The sequence below is a fragment of the Paraburkholderia sp. EG286B genome, assembly GCF_040965655.1.
GTDB lineage: Bacteria > Pseudomonadota > Gammaproteobacteria > Burkholderiales > Burkholderiaceae > Paraburkholderia.
Genome location: NZ_JBFRCF010000030.1, coordinates 28,706 through 48,057 on the forward strand (window position 1 = coordinate 28,706; position 19,352 = coordinate 48,057).

Consider the following 19,352-nt stretch of genomic DNA (forward strand, 5'->3'; position numbering starts at 1 on the left):
GGATTGTCCCGAAGGCCGATCCGGACGGGATCGCGTCGAGGCAGAGAAAATCTCTCTCCAAAATCGCCCGACACGGGCAGGCTCTCGCGCGAATAGGCGGCAGCGACGGAGAGTTAGCAAAAAATTTCCGTCATTGGCGAGAAAAAATAGAGTCTCTTGCGCCGCCCTCCTCGGAGGGCGTACGACAGCAAAGCTATACATGGGATCGCAGCCAGCGCTGAAGCGCTCACTGCGTTCGACAAATGGAGACTCCCCCAATGACCGCGCGCCCCGCGTTCGGCGACACGTCCTCGCCGCTTGATACGCCGCCCCTCGCTGATTACAAGCTCACCGACAACCTCACCGCCACGCGCGGCCGCATCTTCCTGACCGGCACCCAGGCGCTGATCCGCCTCGCGCTCATGCAGCGCGCGCTCGACCGCGCGCACGGCCTGAACACCGCGGGCTTCATCAGCGGCTATCGCGGCTCGCCGCTCGGCATGGTCGATCAGCAGGCGTGGAAGGCGAAGAAACTGCTCGAAGCCGCCGACGTGCGCTTCTTGCCCGCCATCAACGAGGAGCTGGGCGGCACCGCCGTGCTCGGCACACAGCGCGTGGAAGCGGACTCCGAGCGCACCGTCGAAGGTGTGTTCGCGATGTGGTACGGCAAGGGCCCGGGCGTCGATCGCGCCGGCGACGCGCTCAAGCACGGCAACGCCTACGGCTCGTCGCCGCACGGCGGCGTGCTCGTGGTGGCCGGCGACGACCACGGCTGCGTGTCGTCGTCCATGCCGCATCAGAGCGACTTCGCGCTGATGGCGTGGCACATGCCGGTCGTGAATCCGTCGAACATAGCGGACATGCTCGAATTCGGCCTGTATGGCTGGGCGCTCTCGCGCTACTCGGGCGCGTGGGTGGGCTACAAGGCGATTTCGGAAACAGTGGAGTCCGGCTCGACCGTCGATCTCGATGCCATCAAAACCGACTGGCAAGCGCCGGAAGGTTTTACGCCGCCGCCAGGCGGCCTGCACAACCGCTGGCCCGATCTGCCGAGTCTCGCCATCGAGCAGCGCCTCGCCGCCAAGCTCGACGCCGTGCGCCACTTCGCGCGCATGAACAGCATCGACAAGTGGATCGCGCCGAGCCCGCACGCGAACGTGGGCATCGTCACCTGCGGCAAGGCGCACCTGGACCTGATGGAAACGCTGCGCCGTCTCGATCTCACCGTCGACGATCTCGATCGCGCGGGCGTGCGCATCTACAAGGTGGGCCTGTCGTTCCCGCTGGAGATGTCGCGTATCGACGCGTTCGTCGCGGGCCTCACCGACGTGCTCGTGATCGAAGAGAAGGGGCCGGTGATCGAGCAGCAGATCAAGGACTACCTCTACAACCGCAAGGAAGGCGCGCGCCCCACTGTGATCGGCAAGCACGCCGAGGACGGCACGCTGCTGCTCTCGGAGCTTGGCGAGCTGCGCCCCTCGCGCATCCTGCCCGTGTTCGCCGCGTGGCTCGCGAAGCACCGGCCCGCGCTCGACCGCCGCGAGCGCGTGGTCGATCTCGTCGCGCCGCAAATCCTCTCGAACGCCGCCGACGCCGTGCGCCGCACGCCCTACTTCTGCTCGGGCTGCCCGCACAATACGTCGACGAAGGTACCCGAAGGCTCGATCGCGCAGGCCGGCATTGGCTGCCATTTCATGGCTTCGTGGATGGAGCGCGACACCACAGGCCTGATCCAGATGGGCGGCGAAGGCGTGGACTGGGCCGCGCACTCGATGTTCACGAAGATGCCGCACGTGTTCCAGAATCTCGGCGACGGCACCTATTTTCACTCAGGCATCCTTGCGATTCGCCAGGCGGTGGCCACGAAGACCAACATCACCTACAAGATCCTCTACAACGACGCCGTGGCGATGACGGGCGGTCAGCCCGTGGACGGCAGCATTTCCGTGCCGCAGATCGCACGCCAGGTGGAAGCCGAAGGCGTCTCGCGCTTCGTGGTGGTGAGCGATGAGCCCGAGAAGTACGACGGCCATCACGGCCTGTTCCCGAAGGGTACGACGTTCCATCACCGCAGCGAACTCGATACGGTCCAGCGCGAACTGCGCGAAACGCCGGGCGTGACCGTGCTGATCTACGACCAGACCTGCGCCGCCGAAAAACGCCGCCGCCGCAAAAAGGGCGAATTCCCCGACCCGGACAAGCGCCTCTTCATCAACGAGGAAGTGTGCGAAGGCTGCGGCGATTGCGGCGTGCAGTCGAACTGTCTTTCGGTCGAACCCGTGGAAACGGAGCTGGGCCGCAAGCGCCGCATCGACCAGTCGTCGTGCAACAAGGACTATTCGTGCGTGAACGGCTTCTGCCCGAGCTTCGTGACCGTCGAGGGCGGCAAGCTCAAGAAGGCCGCGGGCGCCGCGTTCGATCCCCAGGCGCTCACCGCGCGCGTGAATGCGCTGCCCATGCCGGCCACGCATCTCGACAACGCGCCCTACGACATCCTCGTGACGGGCGTGGGCGGTACCGGCGTCGTGACCGTGGGCGCGCTCATCAGCATGGCCGCGCATCTGGAGGGCAAGAGCGCTTCGGTGCTCGACTTCATGGGCTTCGCGCAGAAGGGCGGCTCGGTGCTCTCGTTCGTGCGCTTCGCGGCCACCGACGCGCTGCTCAACCAGGTGCGCATCGACACCCAGCAGGCCGACCTGCTGCTCGCCTGCGACATGGTGGTGGGCGCGAGCGCCGATGCGCTGCAAACCGTGCGGCACGACCGCACGCGCATCGTCGTGAACACGCATGAGATTCCGAACGCGTCGTTCGTGCAGAACCCCGAAGCGAACCTGCACGCCGATGCGCTGCTCGCGAAGATGCGGCACGCGGCGACGAATGGTGCAACATCAGCGCAAGATCCGCTCTCGGCCTGCGACGCCCAGGCGCTCGCGCAGCGTTATCTCGGCGACACGATCGGCGCGAACATCGTGATGCTCGGCTTCGCGTGGCAGCTCGGCCTCGTGCCGGTTTCGCTCGCGGCGCTCACGCGCGCCATCGAACTGAACAACGTGGCGGTGAAGGCGAACCTGTTCGCGCTCTCCATCGGCCGTATGGCCGCCGCCGATCCCGCTGCGCTCGAAGCGCTCGACACGCAACGTGCGGCGGCCGCGAAGGCCACGGCGCGCAAGCTCACGCAAACGCTCGACGAACTGATCGCCGACCGCGAAGTGCGCTTGCTCGCTTATGGCGGCGCGAGCTACGTGAAGCGTTATCGGGCGCTGGTCGATACCGCGCGCAGCGCGGACAAGAGTGCGGAGAAAACGCTCGCGCGCGCCGTCGCGACCACGTTCTATCGGCTGCTCGCCGTGAAGGACGAATACGAAGTCGCGCGCCTGCATGCCGATCCGGCGTTCCGCGCGGCGCTCGAAGCGCAGTTCGAGGGCACGGCGGGCAGCGACTTCACCGTGAAATTCAACCTCGCGCCGCCGCTCATCGCGCGTGAAAAGAACGGCCAGCCTCCGCGCAAGATGCAGTTCGGCCAGTGGATGTGGAGTGCGTTCGGGCTGCTCAAGAAGGGCCGCAGCGTGCGCGGCACGTGGCTCGATCCGTTCGGCAAGACACTGGAGCGCCGCATGGAGCGCGCCCTCGCCGGCGACTACGAGGCGACGCTGCGCGGTGCCTTCGCGAGCCTCACCGCCGAAAACGCCGACGACATCGCCAAGCTCGCGAATCTGCATCAACGTGTGCGCGGCTATGGGCACGTGAAGCTGGCGAATCTCGCGGCAGTGAAGCGCAGCGAGCGTGAACTGGCGGCGCGCCTTGCCATCGACGTGAAGACGAGCGCGGCGGTCCAGGAAGCCCTCGCGTCGTTCAAGGGCGCGGGCGCGTTGCGCGGCATTCCGGTGGTCGTGGCGAAGTAAAGGCGAAATGAAGCTGGCAAGCGCGCGCCGTTCATCTGAATGGCGCGCGCTTTTTTATGGGTCAGGCGTCGAGCAGGTTCCGCACGCGACGCACCCTGTTTTCGTCGACGGGAGCGAGTGACTTACCGTCGATGCGCACGCCCGAGCCGAAGTGAACCGCACGGACCCGCGTCGCGCTCACGAATGGCGCCACGCGGTCGAGCGTCAGTCCGGCGCCCGCCAGCACCGTGCAATGCATCTGGGCCGCACGCTGCACGAGCATTTCGATTTGCATCTGCGCGTCGAGCACCGAAGGTTTGCCGCCCGAGGTAAGGACGTTCGTCACGGCGTCGAAACCGAGCAGCACGTCGAACGCTTCGTGCAGATCGCGCGCTTCGTCGAACGCGCGATGAAACGTGAGCGGCATGCCGTCTGCGGCCGCGATCGCGCGCTGCAGTCCTTCGCGATCCACTTCATGCGAAGGCGTGAGCATGCCGATCACGGCCGCATGCACGCCCGCGAGCTTTGCCGCGCGCACGTCGCGCAGCATCACCGCGTAATCGCTCGCATCGTAAATGAATGAGCGGCTGTGCGGCCGCACGATCACGTTCACGGGAATCGCCACCGCCGCGACCACGGCTTCGATCATGCCGATGCTCGGCGTGAGGCCGCCCTCGCCCATTGCGGTGACGAGTTCCAGACGATCCGCGCCGCCGCGTTCGGCGGCTTGCGCATCGGCGACCGTCGTCGCGATGACTTCCAGCAGGACCCGTTCGTGTTGCATGTTGGCGCGCCATGTCGTGAAGAACACGACATGATCGCAGATGCACGCCTACTCGAACCAGTCGATGTCGCCGCACAGCACGCACAGGCGCTCGCCCACCTGCACCGCCATCGAAAGCGTCAGGCACGGCAGGGCCTCGTTGATCGACAGATACGGCCCGGTCACGTGCACGCGCCCCGGCGTGACGAGCGCCGTGCGGAAGTACGGCCTGCGCAGCCAGCTCGCGCCTTGCGCGTCCTCGAGCGGCAAAAAGCGCGCGTCGCGCTCCGCGCGGTCGACGCGCAGCACCACGTTGCGGCCCGCCTGCCGGCCGTTCGAATCGAGCAGATAGCAGCGCGCCGCATGATCGAGCGCGAGGAAGTTCCAGCACACCTCCTCCATCGATTCGCCGGCCGAAAGCCGTTCGGCCGCGCGCTCGAACGCACGCAGATAGGGCACGAGGCGATTCGTCTCGCCGCGCTCGCGCGTTTCGGTCTGCTGACGAAAGCGCTCGGTCGCCTCGGCGATCACGCCTTGCGCCTGGGCGGCGTCGGCGAGTCCGGGCGCGGGCCGCGCGAAGAAGAAGCCCTGCACGAAGTCCGCGTTGCATGCGAGCGCGAGCTGCGCCTCGTGTTCCGTCTCCACGCCTTCGATCAGCACGAGCTTGCCCGCATCGTGCAGCAGCGCCACGAGCGCCGGCAGCGTCGCGGCCATGTCGGCGCGATGCTGCGCGTGCATGAGCATGATGCGGTCGAGCTTCACGATGTCGGGATTGAGCTGCCACACGCGGCCGATATCGACGTTGCCCGCGCCGAAGTCGTCGAGCGCCACGAGGAAGCCGCGCTCGCGAAACGTCGCCACGGCCTGCGCGAGGGCGTCGAGATCGGTCGCGTCGTCCTCCAGCACCTCGAGCACGACGCGCCGCGGCGCGATGTTCAGCCGCCGCAGGTTCGCGAGCAGCGCCGCCGAGTGATACGGCTCGATCAGCGTGCCCGGATGCACGTTGAGAAAGAGCCACTCGCGCTCCGCGCCGAGCAGCGCGAAGTTCTCCAGGTGCAGCCCCTGGGCGAGCCGGTCCACCAGCAGCGCTTCGCCCACGCGCGCGGCGTCGCCGAATACGTCGAGCGGCGAAACCGGGCGGTCGAGCGGGTCGTGCGCGCGCAGCAGCCCTTCGTAGCCCACCGCACGCATGTGCGAGAGGCTGAACACCGGCTGGAACACGCTCGTGAGCGTGAGGTCGCCGTGGTGTGCGCTGTAGCGCTGCAGCCCCGAAGTGACGCTGAGATCGAAGCCGTGAGGGGCCACGGCTGTTTTGTCCTGTTGCTCTGTGATCATGCCATCCTCTAGCGCGTAGGAAGGACGCTGCAGTCCGCACAGCCTCTGCACGGCCCGCGCTTGTCCTCCGTAGCCTGATTTTCGTTGCGTCAGAGGAGGGATCAAGCAAGGTCCGTGCTCGCTCGCACTGCGATCTGGCACGCATCGGCAAATGCGTTCGCGCCCATCGCGTGCGCCGCGAAGGGGCACGCCGTGCACCGCGCGAGACATCGCACGGCGCACCGATATCGTGCGCCTTTCCACGCGCCTTTGCTTCCGTGGTGGCGCACACATGGCGGACAAATTGCCGCGTTTTCGGCATATATCGGGCTCGCCGCGCATTCGCCCTGCGCGCTTCGCGGCGGCTTACAGACGCGTCAGGCTACACTGTCCCTCGACCGGCGCGCCCTTCTCTAATGCGCGCCAGAACGCAGTGCCGCACCGCGCGTGAAAAGAGGTGTCCGCCCCCTCTTCAACGCTTCCCCGCCTGGTCCCGTTTGGCCCCCGCTACGTTTTTCGATGGACATTCTCTTCACCGTTCTCATTCTGCTGCTCGCTGTCGCCGTGTCCGGCATCATCGCGCGCACCGTGCCCCTCAAGCTGCCGCTGCCGCTCGTGCAGATCGCCATCGGCGCGCTGCTCACGTTCCCGCTCGTGAACCCGCACGTCACGTTCGATCCCGACATCTTCATGGCGCTGTTCATTCCGCCACTGCTGTTCGCGGACGGCTGGCGCATGCCCAAACGCGAGTTCTTCATGCAGCGCCGCGCGATCCTCATGCTCGCGCTCGGCCTCGTGCTGCTGACGGTCGTCGCCGTGGGCTATTTCGTGCACTGGCTCGTGCCGCAGATCTCGCTGCCCGTGGCGTTCGCGCTCGCCGCCGTGCTCTCGCCGACCGACGCCGTCGCGCTCGCGGGCATCGCCGGCAAGGACCGCATTCCCGCGCAGCTGATGCACATCCTCGAAGGCGAAGCGCTGATGAACGACGCCTCGGGCCTCGTCGCGCTCAAGTTCGCCGTCGCGGCCGCGCTCACCGGCTACTTTTCGCTGCGCTCGGCGGCGCTCAGCTTCGTCGTGATCGCGGCGGGCGGTCTGGCGCTGGGGGCGGCGATCGGCTGGCTCTTCAGCTTCGTGTCGGCGCGCTTTCTCAACATGACCGAAGAGGGCGACCCCGCTCCCGGCGTCGTGCTCACCTTGCTGATTCCGTTCGCGGCGTATCTGTTCGCCGAGCATCTCGAGGTGTCGGGCGTGCTCGCGGCCGTATCCGCCGGCATGACGATGAACTTCACGAGCGTCGCGCACAAAGGACCGGTGTCGACACGCGTGCGCGCCACGAGCACCTGGTCGATGATCGAGTTCGTCTTCAACGGCATGGTGTTCACGCTGCTCGGCCTGCAGTTCCCTGGGATCCTCGGCAAGGCGTTGCTCGACGCGCACCACACGAGCAACGTGCAGATGCTGCGCCTGATCGGCTATATCGCCGCCGTGCTCGCGGCGCTCTACGCCATGCGCTTCGGCTGGGTCTGGCTGCTGCGCTGGGTGGCGAGCCGCGGCGCCGCGCGTCACGGCGTGGCGAACGCGGTGCCGGGCCTGCGCACCGTGGCGATCACCACGGTGGCGGGCGTGCGCGGCGCGGTGACGCTCGCGGGCGTGCTTTCGCTGCCCGTGGCGCTCGCCAACGGCAGCCCGCTGCCCGGGCGCGACAGCGCCATTTTCATCGCGACGGGCGTGATCCTCGCCTCGCTGCTGGTGGCGATCGTGGGCCTGCCGCTCCTGCTGCGCGGTGTGCGGCGCGGCGCGCAGGGACCGCACGCGGCCGAGGAGCGCGCGGCGCGCATCCAGGCGGCGCAAGCGGGCATCCGCGCCGTGGACGCGGTGCACGAAAAGGTCAGCGAGGATCTCGACGAATCCCAGGCCGCCTACGCCGCCGACACGACCGCGCGCGTAATGGACGCCTACCGCCGCCGCCTCGCCTCGCTCGACGCCGACCGCGACCGCAGCGCGAACGCGCGCCGCTCGGACGCGCTGGAAATGGAAATGCGCCTCGCCGGCATGCGCGCCGAACGCGCGACGCTGCTCAAGCTGCGCAACCAGATGCAGATCAACGACGAAACGCTGGCGAAGCTGATGCGCGAAGTCGATCTGTCGGAAACCGCGATGACGACGCGCGGGCGCAATCGCAACTGAGCACTTAGGCGCAGTTGGGGGGAACGAGAGAGAGGGAAAAACGCGGCGCCGAGGACCGGCGCCGCGTGCAACGGTGAGGGGCTTAAACCGCCGCTTCCTGCGCCGGTTTGCGGCGCAGCAGCGCGTAGAGAATGATCGCGCCGAACGTGGCGGTGCCGATGCCGCCCAGCCCGAAGCCGCCGAGCTTGAGGGAGAAGTCGCCCGCGCCGAGCACGAGCGTGACCGCGGCGACGATGAGATTGCGATTGTCCGAGAAGTCCACCTTGTTGACGACCCAGATACGCGCGCCCGTCACGGCGATCAGACCGAACACGACGATCGAGACGCCGCCCAGCACCGGGCCCGGAATCGTCTGAATGACCGCGCCGAACTTCGGCGAGAAGCCGAGCACGAGCGCGATGAGCGCGGCGATCACGAACACGAGCGTCGAGTAGATCTTCGTCACGGCCATCACGCCGATGTTTTCCGCGTAGGTCGTGACACCCGTGCCGCCCGCGAAACCCGAGACGATCGTGGCGAGGCCGTCGCCGATGAACGCGCGGCCCACATAGCGGTCGAGGTTGTAACCCGTCATCGCGGAAACGGCCTTGATGTGGCCGAGGTTCTCCGCCACCAGAATCACGGCGATCGGCACGAGCAGCGTCATGGCGTGCGGGTCGAACACCGGCGCGGTGAACTTCGGCATGCCGAACCAGGCGGCGTTCGCGACGATCGAGAAGTCGATCGGCTTGCCGAGGCCCATGCCGTTCGTGACGATCGCGTAGATCACATAGGCGATCAACAGGCCGACGAGAATCAGCAAACGCTGCAGCATGCCGCGCGTGAACACAGCCACGCCGCCGACGCAGAGCACGGTGACGATGGCCATCCACGAGTCGAAGATCGAGCCGCTCACGCCCTTCACCGCGATGGGCGCGAGATTCAGCCCGATCACGCAGACGATCGAGCCGGTCACCACCGGCGGCATGAGCGTTTCGATCCACCTGGTGCCGACGGCCGAGACGAGCAGGCCGATCAACGTATAGGCCACGCCGCACGCGATGATGCCGCCGAGCGCGACCGGAATGTTGGGATTGGGGCCCTGCCCGCCGTAGCCCGTCACGGCGATCACGAGACCGATGAACGCGAAGCTCGAACCGAGATAGCTCGGCACGCGCCCGCCCACCACCACGAAGAACAGCAGCGTGCCGACACCCGACATGAAAATGCACAGGTTCGGGTCGAAGCCCATGAGCAGCGGCGCGAGCACGGTCGAGCCGAACATGGCGACGACGTGCTGCACGCCCATGGCGAACATCTGCGGCCAGGGCAGGCGCTCGTCGGGGGCCACGACGCCGCGGGTGTCACCCGTCTGCGCGCGCCAGCGGGGGAAATAGGAGTCGGACATGGGTTCCTCTTGTCGGCGTGATTGGCGATCTGGTTGTGGTTTTGATTGTTGGCGCGCACGCATCGATGCAACGGCCGCCCTTGATGCAGGTCAGGCGGGAGTGTACGGAGCCGCAAACCTCGTGGCAAGCCGGATGTCGGGCGTCCGAAACATTCGCGGCAGCCGTCGACGTGAGTCAGGAAGTCGACACTGAATGGAGTTTCAGACTCCTCCTATATTGAGGGCGGGATGCTGGATCTAGACTGGCCTTGCTGCGTGACCCCCATGAGAGTTCATGCAGAGTTGGCAAGTTGTAACTCTCCGACTTCCCCGCTCCTGCTTCCCGCTGGAGCGGTTTTTTTTGCCCGCGCAATTTGAGCCTTTCACGCGTTCAGGCGAATGCGGCTCGCGCCAGTTCCCGCGCATAGTCGCGCACGTCTTCCGGCCAGCGCGCATTCGCCGCTTCGAAGCGGCTACGCTCGCCCGCGTACAGCGCGCGCAACGCCTCCTCGTAATCAGGCAGATTGCCGGCCAGCGCAGTCATGAAGCGGTGCGCGGCTTCCTGGGCCGTGCGCACGCGTTCGCGTGCCTCGCTCGCGTGGCGCGCGGCGTCCACGAGCCGGCGCAGCACCACCGACGCGCCGCCGGGCTGCGCGCCGAGCCAGTCCCAGTGGCGCGGCAACAGCGTCACCTCGCGCGCCACCACGCCGAGCTTCGGGCGGCCGCGGCCGCGCGGGGCGTCCTCCGGGGCGGCTTCGTCGATGACGTCCGGCGCGGCTGAGCTTTGCTCGCGACTGGCCTCCGCGGCGATGCGCGCCTCGATGTCCTTTGCCGAACCGCGCAGATCGAACTCGACCGGGCGCGCGTCGCGGTCGTCGAAGACCAGCACCGTTGCGCCGCTTTCGTTCCCGTTTTCGTTCGCGTTTTCGTTCCCTTCGCGCTCGAGTTCCGCCTTGACCGCCAGCGCCACCAGAAGCGGCGCGCCGCGCGCGATCAGGCGCGTGCCCGCAAATGCCGTACAGCCGTTCGCCACCACCATGGTGTTCTCCGTCCTGGTATCCAGTGATGGGCGAATATTACCCGGGTAAATTTTATTGTGCAATATCATCCGGGTAAAATTTGATCACGGTCAGCCAGAGCGGCCTTCGACGTCCGCGCCGCGCGTGTCGTCGGTCGTGGCGGGCAGCCATGCCGCCACGCGATTGCGGCCCGAGCGCTTGGCCGTGTAGAGCGCCGCGTCGGCGGCGTCGGTCAGCGCGCGCCAGTCGGCAAACGCGCTTTGGGTCGTGCAGGCCACGCCCACGCTTACCGTGAGCACACCGTTCGGGCTGTCGGCGTGCGGCAGCGCCAGCGCCTCGATCGCGGCGCGCACCTTCTCGGCCAGCGCGAGTGCCTGGGCCTCGCCCGTGTCGGGCAGCAGCAGCACGAATTCCTCACCGCCGTAGCGCGCCGCGCAGTCCGCCGCGCGGCGTGCGTGTGCGCCGAGCGCGTGCGCGACGGCCGCGAGCGTGCCGTCGCCCGCGAGGTGGCCGTAGCGGTCGTTGTAGAGCTTGAAGCGGTCCACGTCGAGCAGCGCGAGCGCGAGCGGGCTGCCCGAGCGGCGTGCGCGCGCCCATTCGTGGTCCGCGCGGGTTTCGAAGGCGCGCCGGTTCGCGAGCGAGGTGAGCGCGTCGGTGCCCGCCTGCACGCGCAGCTCCGCCTCCACCGCGCCGCGCTGGCGCAACTGGCGCGTGAACATCAACGCTAGCGCGATCAGCGAGATGTCGAGCACCGCCGTGAGCGTGCCGATGATCCAGGCGCGCACGCGCCATTCGCGGTAGATGTCGTCCGCCGCGACGGCGACGCTGAACACGAGCGGATAGCCGTCCACGCGCCGCAGCGCGAACCAGCGCCGCACGCGGTCGACCGGCCCGAGCGAGAAGAAGCCGCTCGCCTGCGAGCGCTGGAAGCGCTGGAAGCGCTGGAACAACACGGATTCAGCAACGCTCTTGCCGATCAGCGCCGGGTCGTACGGGCGGCGCATGAGCAGCGTGCCGTCGGCGAGCGTGAGCGCCAGCGTGCCGTTCGTGCCGATGTCCACGCCGCTGAAGAGTTGCCGGAAATAATCGAGCCGCATCGTGCCCACCACCACGCCCGCGAACGAGCCGTCGGGGTTTGAGAGACGGCGGCTCATGCCGATGGTCGCGTTGGCCGGCCCGTCGCGTGGAACGAACGGGTGGCTCAGAAAAAGGCCCACGTGCGGCGAGTCGCGCTGCGCGATGAAATAGTCGCGGTCGGCCACATTGAGCGCGCGCGGCGGCACCGAGCGCGAATCGAACACCACGTCGCCCGCCGCGTTGGTGACAAAGATCGCGCCGAGATTCTTCGCCGTGGCCGAGCGGTCGAACAGCAGGTTCTGGCGGATGTCGGGGGGCAGCGCGGCGAGCCGCGGATCGTCGATGGCGTCGATGACGGCCTGCAGCGAAAGGTCGTAGACGTCGAAATTGCGCGCCGTGTCGCGCTCGAAAAGCAGCGCCATATTGGAGGCGGCAGCGCGGGCGCTCGCGAGCGCGTCGTGCCGCATCTGCGCCATGACCCACGCGGCGATCAGCGTGAGCACTGCGGCCAGCGCGATGCCGATGGCAAGCACGGCGTTCGGTCGGCGGATCATCATCTCGGGCCTTCGGGGGCTGGCCTTGCAGCGGCGCCCGTTGCCGGGCGCTCGCTGTGCGTATGCATTCATCCTCGCATGGCGCGTGAGGCGTGGCTATGCGGGCAAGTCCGGTCGAGGGGGACGTTTGGGGCGCGGCTCGATTTTTCGCCCTATTCTCCTGATTAAAGTGTGTTTCGAGTGGTGCGCGCCGGGTTAGTTTGGATTCCTCTGTTTTATCGAGCGACTACGTGTGCGCTTGTCATGCTGCAGGGTCAGTCGTCGCGCACGCCGACGATGGCGCGCGCCTCGATCCACGCTCGCCACTGGCCGCCGAAGTCGAAAGCCGGGTCGATGTCGAAGGCTTGTGCAAGCGCGTCGTCGAGCGTGGCGCCGTCGCGCAGCGCCACAAAGGCCGCGTGGGCGGCATGCGTGTGCACGAGCGGCGTTGGCCGCCACTGCGGCCGGACCACGAGCGCCCACGACGGCACATCCACACGCTCAGGCCAGACGCCGCCCGGCTGATGCGCCCGCCAGATCGCCACGGCATCGAAGCGTAACGCGAGCGCAGCGCAGGCGGGATGCACCGCGAGACGCGCCTGCGCCAGACGCTCCGCGCCGAGCGCTTGCCATTGCTGCGCGCTAAGTGGCGTGGCGTTCGCTGCGTAACTGGCGGCGTACAGCGCCCATTCGAGCCGCGCGACATCGCCGAAATACGCATAACGTACGTCGGTCTCGTAGCGCTCGACGAATTCGGGCAGCTGGGCGCCGAAGCGGTTCAGATCGGCATCGCGCGAAGGATGCGCGCGTGCGTAGGCTAGCGCGAGCGCATCGAACCAGGCCTCGCCGGTCAGCGCCGCGAGCACCGGATACGCGTTCGCGAGCGCAAGCCGACGCGCCGCGCGCCCGTTGCCGCGATACAGGCCCATGCGTTCGTGCAGCAGCGCGGCATCGGCGGGAAGCAGCTCGCCGGTGAGTGCCGCATCGGCGGCGGGATCGTCCAGTGCGGCGGCGAAGGCTCGTTGCGTCGCTTCCAGCGCGTTGCGCGCAGTCATGAGCGCAGTTCCGTTGCATTGCGCGCGTGCTTCACGAAGCGTTCGCGCGCGAGACGCGCCTCGTCGAGCAACACCTCGAGCGCCGGCACCGCCGTGTCCCACTCGATGAGTGTGGGCGTCGCGCCAAAACGCTCGAGCGCGGCCTCGTACAGCGACCAGACCGCCGGCGCGACGCGCGAACTGTGATCGTCGATCACGGCGGCGGGCGTCGCGCGATGCCCCGCGAGATGAATCTCGCCGACGATCTGCGGCGGCAGGGCGGCCATGGCCGCCGTTGCATCCTCACCGTGGTTGCATTGATTCACGTAAAGATTGTTCACGTCGAGCAGCACGCCGCAGCCCGTGCGCTGCGCGAGCGCGGCGAGGAATTCCGCCTCGCTCCAGGTATCGCCGCGAAATCGTACGTAGGTCGAAACATTTTCGATCAGCACGGTACGGTGCAGCGCGTCCTGCATCTGCGAGACGCGTGCACTCAGGTGATCGAGCGAGGCTTGCGTGAGGGGCATCGGCAGCAGATCGTGCAGCGCGCCTTGCGCGCTCGCGCCCCAGCATAGATGCTCGGAAACCACGGCGGGATCGATGCGCGCCACGAGCCGCGCGAGCCTCGCGAGATGCGCCGTATCGAGCGGCGCAGCCGAGCCGAGCCCGAGCCCCACGCCGTGCAGGCTCACCGGCAAATCGCGGCGCACGGTTTCGAGCACGTGCAGGTCGTAGCCGCCTTCGCCAAAGTAGTTTTCGCTGTGGACTTCGATCCAGTCGACCGCGGGCGGCCCTGCCATGAAGGCCTCGTAGTGCGCGTGACGCAGGCCGATACCTACGCCACCGAGTGCGCCTGGCGCGCTCATCCTGCGCGCCCCGAGCTGCGCGCCGCCTCAGCCGTAAAGCTCATTGTTCCGGCGTGCCGCCAAGCTTCTCGCACGTGCCCTTCGGCATGGTCTTGAAGTCGCCCTTGTCGTGATCGACCTTGGCCTGGCCCGCGCAGTCGTGCACGCCGGTCTTGCTCGAGCAATCGTTCTGGCCGGCCTTGGCGACGCCGTAGCAATTCACGGTGTCGTCCGCGTGGGCCACGCCCGCGCCGGCCGTCGCAAGACCCGCCAGCGCGGCGGCGATCAGCGCCTGGCGGCCGAGAGTGTTCTTCATGGCGTTTCTCCTTGAACGTCGAAATGGGTTTCGCGGCAAGCGAACCGGCTACGCAGCGTCGCACCGCGCGGCCCTGGGTGCCCTATTTTGCCTCACCGGACTGCGTTCGGCCCGGTCGAAGCGCCAAAGATCGACGCAATTATTGCAATCGCAGTAATGATGTTTGCTGGATTGCGGTATTTTTCTTTGAAGTGCACTGCAATAAAGTGTCATCAACGGTTCGAACAACGAGATTGTTACGGATCGACAACATAATTTTCGGAGGTTGTTACCATGAAGAATCTGATCGCTGCTGCACTCGCTGCTACCGTCCTCGCCGCTCCGGCCCTGTCTTTCGCACAAGCCGAGCAAGCGCCCGTGACGCGCGCCCAAGTTCGCGCCGAACTGGTCCAGCTGGAAAAGGCCGGCTACCGCCCGAACCTGTCGAGCCCGTACTATCCGGCAGACCTGCAGGCCGCCCAGGCGCGCGTCGCCCAGCAGAACGGCGCAGCAGAAGCCACGGCCTACGGCGCATCGACGAACGGCAGCGCCCAAACCGGCACCCGCGCTCCGAACATCAAGCCGACCTACTTCGGCCAGTAATCGCGGCTCACACGTAGTGCCGGCGCACTACGCGAGCAACGCCAGGCGGGCCCGCTCTCCCGATTGGGAGACAGCGGGCCCGCCGTTCATTTCTGCGCCGCGCGTGCAATGCGCGCGGTGGAAATAAGCGGCACGCCCACGAAAACCTCCGCCGCCGGAAATCCGGTGGCTTTGCCCGGACTGCGGTCCGGGCCTTTTTCCTCCTTCCCTCTCGCAACGCATGCGGCCCGCTTTCTAGCACGGGCGGCGCGCGAAGGCGGCGCGCCCGCTGGGCTAGAAGCCGTGGGTGACGAGCGAGAGCACGGAAAGATCGGGGTGTGTGCCGTCGATGATGCTGCGGCCCACATGCACCGCCTCTTCGGTGGCGTCCTGCTCGCTGCGCCAGGTTTCGTCGCCGTCCGCGTGATAGGTGACCGTATGGCCCGGCTTCGCGGGATTCGCGCCGGGATGGCAAACGTAGGCCGTGTAGGTGTAGCGGTTCGCGCCTTCGTCGGCTGGCGTGGCGCTGACGTGAATCTCGAAGCCTTCGTAGTCGACCTGATGCATCGCAAGCGGTTGAGCGCTCATGGTGACCTCCGGGTGCCGCGGGTTGGCGGCTGCGGGCTATCCGGCCGATGGGTATGCGGCCAGGTGTTCGGTATTGATTCGGTATTGGGAAGTTTAGGCGATGGGTCCCGGGCGGGTGGCCTACTATTGCAGGGCATCCACCACTCTGGGAGCTGAGATATGGCATCGAACACCGTCCGCCTGCATCGTGTGCTGCGCGCGCCGCCCGAGCGCATCTACCGCGCCTTTCTCGACGCGAGCGCAGTCGTGAAATGGCTGCCGCCCAACGGCTTCACCTGCACGGTGCATGAACTCGACGCGAAAGTCGGCGGCCGTTACCGGATGTCGTTCAAGAATTTCACGGCCGGCCACGGTCATTCGTTCGGCGGCGAATATCTCGAACTCGTGCCGAACGAGCGTTTGCGCTACACCGGTGTGTTCGAAGACCAGCACCTGCCCGGCACCATGCAGACGACGGTGGAACTGCGCGCGGTGTTCTTCGGCGCGGAAATGACCGTCGTGCAGGAAGGCATACCGGAGATCATTCCGGTCGAGGCGTGTTATCTGGGCTGGCAGGAGTCGCTCGCGCTGCTCGCGAAGCTGGTCGAGGCCGAGATCAAGCAGTGACGAAAAAGGGGCGCTCGCGCCCCTTTCTTTTCGACCGCATGCCGCTTCAATACCCGAACGCGCAGCCGTCCTTGCGATGATCGGACGCGCCGGTCAACACACCCCGCTCCCAGTCGATGCGGATCGCCTGCGAACCACCAATCGGCCCGGCAGCGGGCACGAGCTTGAAGCCGCGATCCGCGAGCACGGCGCGCGCGTTGGCGGGCAAAGTCGATTCAATTTCCACGGTGCCCGTGCCCGGGCGCGGAAAGACACGCGGCAGGTCCATCGCGGCCTGCATGTCGAGGCCGTAATGCAGCACCTTCGAGAGGAAGTGCGCGTGGCCCATGGCCTGATAGTGGCCGCCCATCACGCCGAAACTCATTTGCACGCGACCGTCGCGCGCGACCATCCCGGGAATGATGGTGTGCATCGGACGCTTGTGCGGCGCAATCGCGTTGGGGTGTCCTGGCTCGACCGAGAAGCTCATGCCGCGGTTGTGCAGCATCACGCCGGATTCCCTGCCCATCAGCCCGCTGCCAAATGGATAGAACAACGAATTGATGAAGCTCACGCAGTTGCGATCGTGATCGACGACGGTGATGTAGACCGTGTCGCGGTGCTCGACCTGGGTGAGCGCGGCGGCCGGGTCCAGGACGCTTTCGAGGTCGATGCGGCTACGCAGGCTGTCCACGTAGTCGTCGGAAAGCAGGCGTTCGACATCGACGCCGCCATGGCGCGGGTCGCCTAGCACGGCGTCGCGTACTGCATAGGCGAGCTTGGCCGCCTCGATCTCGCGATGCAGACGGTCGGGGTCGAGCGGACTGCCTTCGGCGTCGTATTTGTCGAGCAGGCGCAGCAACAGCAGTGCGATCACGCCCTGCCCCGCCGGCGGGCATTCGATCACGTCGTAGCCGCGGAATTTCGCGCGAATCGGCGTGACGTATTCGCCGCGGAACTCGGCGAAGTCTTCCAGCGTGTGCAGTCCGCCGTGCGCCTGAAGCTGCGCGACGAGATCGGCCGCAACGGCGCCGCGGTAGAACGCGTCGCGGCCCGTTTCGGCGATGGCGCGCAGCGTGTTCGCGAGGCGCGGTTGACGGTGCGTACTTCCCGCTCGCGGCGCTGCGCCTTCGACAAGCATCGTTGTACGCGCGACCTGGTCGCGCGAAAGCGTTTCGACTTCTGCCGCCCAGTCGTGCGCTGTGCGCGGCGCGACGGCGTAGCCTTCTTCCGCGTAACGGATTGCCGGGGCAAGCACGTCGCGCAGCGGCAGCCGGCCGTGATCGCGATGAAGCGTGGTCCATGCGTCCACCGCGCCCGGCACCGTGACGGCGTGCGGCGAATGGCGCGCGATGGTTTCCACGCCCATGGCGCGCAGACGCTCGGCGCTTGCTGCAGCGGGGGCCCAGCCGGAGCCGTCGTAGGCGATCACGTCATCCGTGCCGCCGCGCGAATAGAGCGCGAAACAGTCGCCGCCTATGCCCGTCGAGCCGGGTTCGACCACGCACTGCACCGCGCACGCGGCGATCGCGGCATCCATGGCGTTGCCGCCGGCGGTGAGAATCTGGACGGCGGCGAGCGTCGCGCTCGGGTGCGAAGTGGCCGCCATGCCGTTGCGAGCCATGACGAGCGAGCGTCCCGGCGTTTCGAAGTTACGCATCGAAGCGTTCTCCTCTTCTGGTGTCCTGATGATGTGTTATTTCACGTGACGCAGCATTGCGGCTCATGCCTACGCGGACGCGGGCATGGCGGTTCGCAACGTGCGCTTCAAGAACGTCTGCGTACGCGGATGCGAAGGCGCAGTGAAGATGCGCTCGGGCGGTCCCTCTTCGATCAGCTCTCCCTGGTCGAGCACGACCACGCGATCGGCCACCTCGCGAGCAAAGCCCATTTCATGCGTGACGACGACCATCGTCATGCCGTCCTCCGCCAGCTCCTTCATCACCTGCAGCACTTCGCCGACGGTTTCCGGATCGAGCGCGCTGGTGGGCTCGTCGAAGAGCAGCACCTTCGGCTGCATCGCAAGTGCGCGGGCGATGGCGATGCGTTGCTGCTGGCCGCCGGAAAGCTGCGACGGATAGTGGTCGGCGCGATCGGCAAGACCCACGCGGGCGATCAGCGCCTTCGCCTGCTTGATCGCCTCTTCGCGCGACATCTTCAGCACATGGATGGGCGCCTCGATCACGTTCTCCAGCGCCGTCATGTGCGGAAATAGATTGAAGCGCTGGAACACCATGCCGATATCGCGGCGCTGCCGTGCGAGCTGGCGCGCGGAATCGCGCACCAGCGTGCCGTTCGGGCGCTCGACGAAGCCGAGCAGATGGCCGTTCACGCGCACCCGCCCGCTGTCGTACGACTCGAGCAGATTGAGGCAGCGGATGAACGTGGTCTTGCCCGACCCCGACGAGCCGATCAGCACCACCACTTCCCCCTTCGCGACACTCAACGAAATGCCGTTGAGCACCTTGGTCGGGCCGAACGACTTGTGAATGTCCGACGCCTCGATGACGATTTCGCGTGCTTCGTTCATGTCAACGCCCCCGCAGCAGTTTCATCGTTTGCGCGCCGAACAGACGCGTATTCGCAGCCGGCTTCGCCTCGCCGCGGCCGAAGTGCGCTTCGAGCCGCCGCTGCACGAAACCCCAGAGCGTGGTGAGCGCGAGGAAGTAGATGCCAAGCACGAGATATAGCTCGAACACGCGGAAGTTCACCGAGGTGATCATCTGCGTGCTGAGCAGCAGTTCCGGCACGCCGATCACGCTCACGAGCGTGGTGTTCTTGAGCATGACGTTGAACTCGTTGCCGAGCGGCGGCACGATCACGCGGAACGCCTGTGGCAGCACGACCCGGCGCATGAGCAGCACCGAAGTCATGCCAAGCGAGCGCGACGCTTCGTATTGCCCGCGATCCACCGAACTCAAACCCGCGCGAATGATCTCCGCCTGATAAGCGGCCGAATTCATGCCCAGCGCAAGCACGGCTGCCTGAATATTGCCGGGCAGCGAAATGATGCCGAAGTCGAGATCGTGAAAGTGAAAGATGTTCGCCGCGGCAAACGCGGTGTACAGGAACACGATCTGCATAAGCAGCGGCGTGCCGCGCATGACCCAGATATAGCCGCGCGCGAGATACTGCACGGGCAGACTCGACGAAAGCCGCATGAGCGCGACGATCAGACCGAGCGTGGCGCCGAACACGATCGCGCACGCGCTGATCGAGAACGTGAGCCACAAGCCGTGCAGATACGCCGGGCTTGGGTCCAGCAGGAATTTCCGGAAGATTTCCCAACTGAAATTCATGGCCT

Annotated in this window: 16 protein-coding genes; 4 read left to right on the forward strand and 12 right to left on the reverse strand. The window is 66.8% G+C overall.

The window, feature by feature from the left end; genetic code table 11:
- The first annotated feature begins 257 nt into the window (after positions 1 to 257).
- A complete protein-coding gene (locus tag AB4Y42_RS37920) occupies positions 258 to 3,881 on the forward strand; it encodes an indolepyruvate ferredoxin oxidoreductase family protein (protein WP_368697100.1) in 3,624 nt (1,207 codons plus the stop codon).
- 61 nt (positions 3,882 to 3,942) lie between these two features.
- Here AB4Y42_RS37920 and AB4Y42_RS37925 read toward each other — a convergent pair whose 3' ends face one another.
- Both AB4Y42_RS37925 and AB4Y42_RS37930 read right to left on the reverse strand, forming a co-directional pair.
- Positions 3,943 to 4,644 carry a copper homeostasis protein CutC gene (locus AB4Y42_RS37925; RefSeq protein ID WP_368697101.1) on the reverse strand — a complete coding sequence of 234 codons (702 nt, stop codon included), beginning with the start codon at positions 4,642 to 4,644 and terminating at the stop codon, positions 3,943 to 3,945.
- A 48-nt stretch (positions 4,645 to 4,692) separates the two neighbouring features.
- The gene (locus tag AB4Y42_RS37930) at positions 4,693 to 5,958 is read right to left on the reverse strand and encodes an EAL domain-containing protein (protein ID WP_368697102.1); all 1,266 of its coding nucleotides are present in this window, start codon (positions 5,956 to 5,958) and stop codon (positions 4,693 to 4,695) included.
- A 498-nt stretch (positions 5,959 to 6,456) separates the two neighbouring features.
- On the opposite strand from AB4Y42_RS37930, the gene AB4Y42_RS37935 reads away from it, so the two are divergent.
- Complete coding sequence (locus tag AB4Y42_RS37935; protein WP_368689385.1) at positions 6,457 to 8,124, forward strand: Na+/H+ antiporter; 1,668 nt, start codon at positions 6,457 to 6,459, stop codon at positions 8,122 to 8,124.
- A gap of 82 nt (positions 8,125 to 8,206) precedes the next feature.
- On the opposite strand, the gene AB4Y42_RS37940 is transcribed toward AB4Y42_RS37935, so the two are convergent.
- The 6 genes from AB4Y42_RS37940 to AB4Y42_RS37965 form a co-directional block, all read right to left on the reverse strand.
- On the reverse strand, positions 8,207 to 9,511 hold the full coding sequence (locus AB4Y42_RS37940; protein ID WP_368689386.1) for a solute carrier family 23 protein: 1,305 nt from the start codon (positions 9,509 to 9,511) through the stop codon (positions 8,207 to 8,209).
- Between the two features lie 370 nt (positions 9,512 to 9,881).
- Positions 9,882 to 10,529, reverse strand: a complete 648-nt coding sequence (locus AB4Y42_RS37945) for a DUF2239 family protein (protein WP_368697103.1) — start codon at positions 10,527 to 10,529, stop codon at positions 9,882 to 9,884.
- Between the two features lie 90 nt (positions 10,530 to 10,619).
- On the reverse strand, positions 10,620 to 12,143 hold the full coding sequence (locus AB4Y42_RS37950; RefSeq protein ID WP_368697104.1) for a diguanylate cyclase: 1,524 nt from the start codon (positions 12,141 to 12,143) through the stop codon (positions 10,620 to 10,622).
- 251 nt (positions 12,144 to 12,394) lie between these two features.
- Complete coding sequence (locus tag AB4Y42_RS37955) at positions 12,395 to 13,174, reverse strand: putative DNA-binding domain-containing protein (protein WP_368697105.1); 780 nt, start codon at positions 13,172 to 13,174, stop codon at positions 12,395 to 12,397.
- Positions 13,171 to 14,019, reverse strand: a complete 849-nt coding sequence (locus tag AB4Y42_RS37960; protein WP_368697106.1) for a DUF692 family multinuclear iron-containing protein — start codon at positions 14,017 to 14,019, stop codon at positions 13,171 to 13,173. Before AB4Y42_RS37960 ends, AB4Y42_RS37955 begins: the two co-directional genes overlap by 4 nt.
- Positions 14,020 to 14,059: 40 nt before the next feature.
- Positions 14,060 to 14,314, reverse strand: a complete 255-nt coding sequence (locus AB4Y42_RS37965; protein ID WP_324159952.1) for a DUF2282 domain-containing protein — start codon at positions 14,312 to 14,314, stop codon at positions 14,060 to 14,062.
- Between the two features lie 273 nt (positions 14,315 to 14,587).
- On the opposite strand from AB4Y42_RS37965, the gene AB4Y42_RS37970 reads away from it, so the two are divergent.
- On the forward strand, positions 14,588 to 14,896 hold the full coding sequence (locus tag AB4Y42_RS37970; protein ID WP_368697107.1) for a DUF4148 domain-containing protein: 309 nt from the start codon (positions 14,588 to 14,590) through the stop codon (positions 14,894 to 14,896).
- 273 nt (positions 14,897 to 15,169) lie between these two features.
- Here the strand turns inward: AB4Y42_RS37970 and AB4Y42_RS37975 are convergent, their stop codons facing one another.
- Entirely contained in the window at positions 15,170 to 15,463 is a 294-nt protein-coding gene (locus AB4Y42_RS37975) for a hypothetical protein (RefSeq protein WP_028201729.1), read from the reverse strand.
- 159 nt (positions 15,464 to 15,622) lie between these two features.
- Between AB4Y42_RS37975 and AB4Y42_RS37980 the strand changes: the two genes are divergently transcribed.
- Positions 15,623 to 16,069 (forward strand): SRPBCC family protein, encoded by a 447-nt coding sequence (locus tag AB4Y42_RS37980; protein WP_133185444.1) that lies wholly within the window; start codon positions 15,623 to 15,625, stop codon positions 16,067 to 16,069.
- A 46-nt stretch (positions 16,070 to 16,115) separates the two neighbouring features.
- Here AB4Y42_RS37980 and ggt read toward each other — a convergent pair whose 3' ends face one another.
- The 3 genes from ggt to AB4Y42_RS37995 form a co-directional block, all read right to left on the reverse strand.
- Complete coding sequence (gene ggt, locus AB4Y42_RS37985; RefSeq protein WP_368697108.1) at positions 16,116 to 17,708, reverse strand: gamma-glutamyltransferase; 1,593 nt, start codon at positions 17,706 to 17,708, stop codon at positions 16,116 to 16,118.
- 69 nt (positions 17,709 to 17,777) lie between these two features.
- Entirely contained in the window at positions 17,778 to 18,578 is an 801-nt protein-coding gene (locus AB4Y42_RS37990; protein WP_368697109.1) for an amino acid ABC transporter ATP-binding protein, read from the reverse strand.
- A 1-nt stretch (position 18,579) separates the two neighbouring features.
- Positions 18,580 to 19,347 (reverse strand): amino acid ABC transporter permease, encoded by a 768-nt coding sequence (locus AB4Y42_RS37995; RefSeq protein WP_042265588.1) that lies wholly within the window; start codon positions 19,345 to 19,347, stop codon positions 18,580 to 18,582.
- Positions 19,348 to 19,352 lie beyond the last annotated feature (5 nt).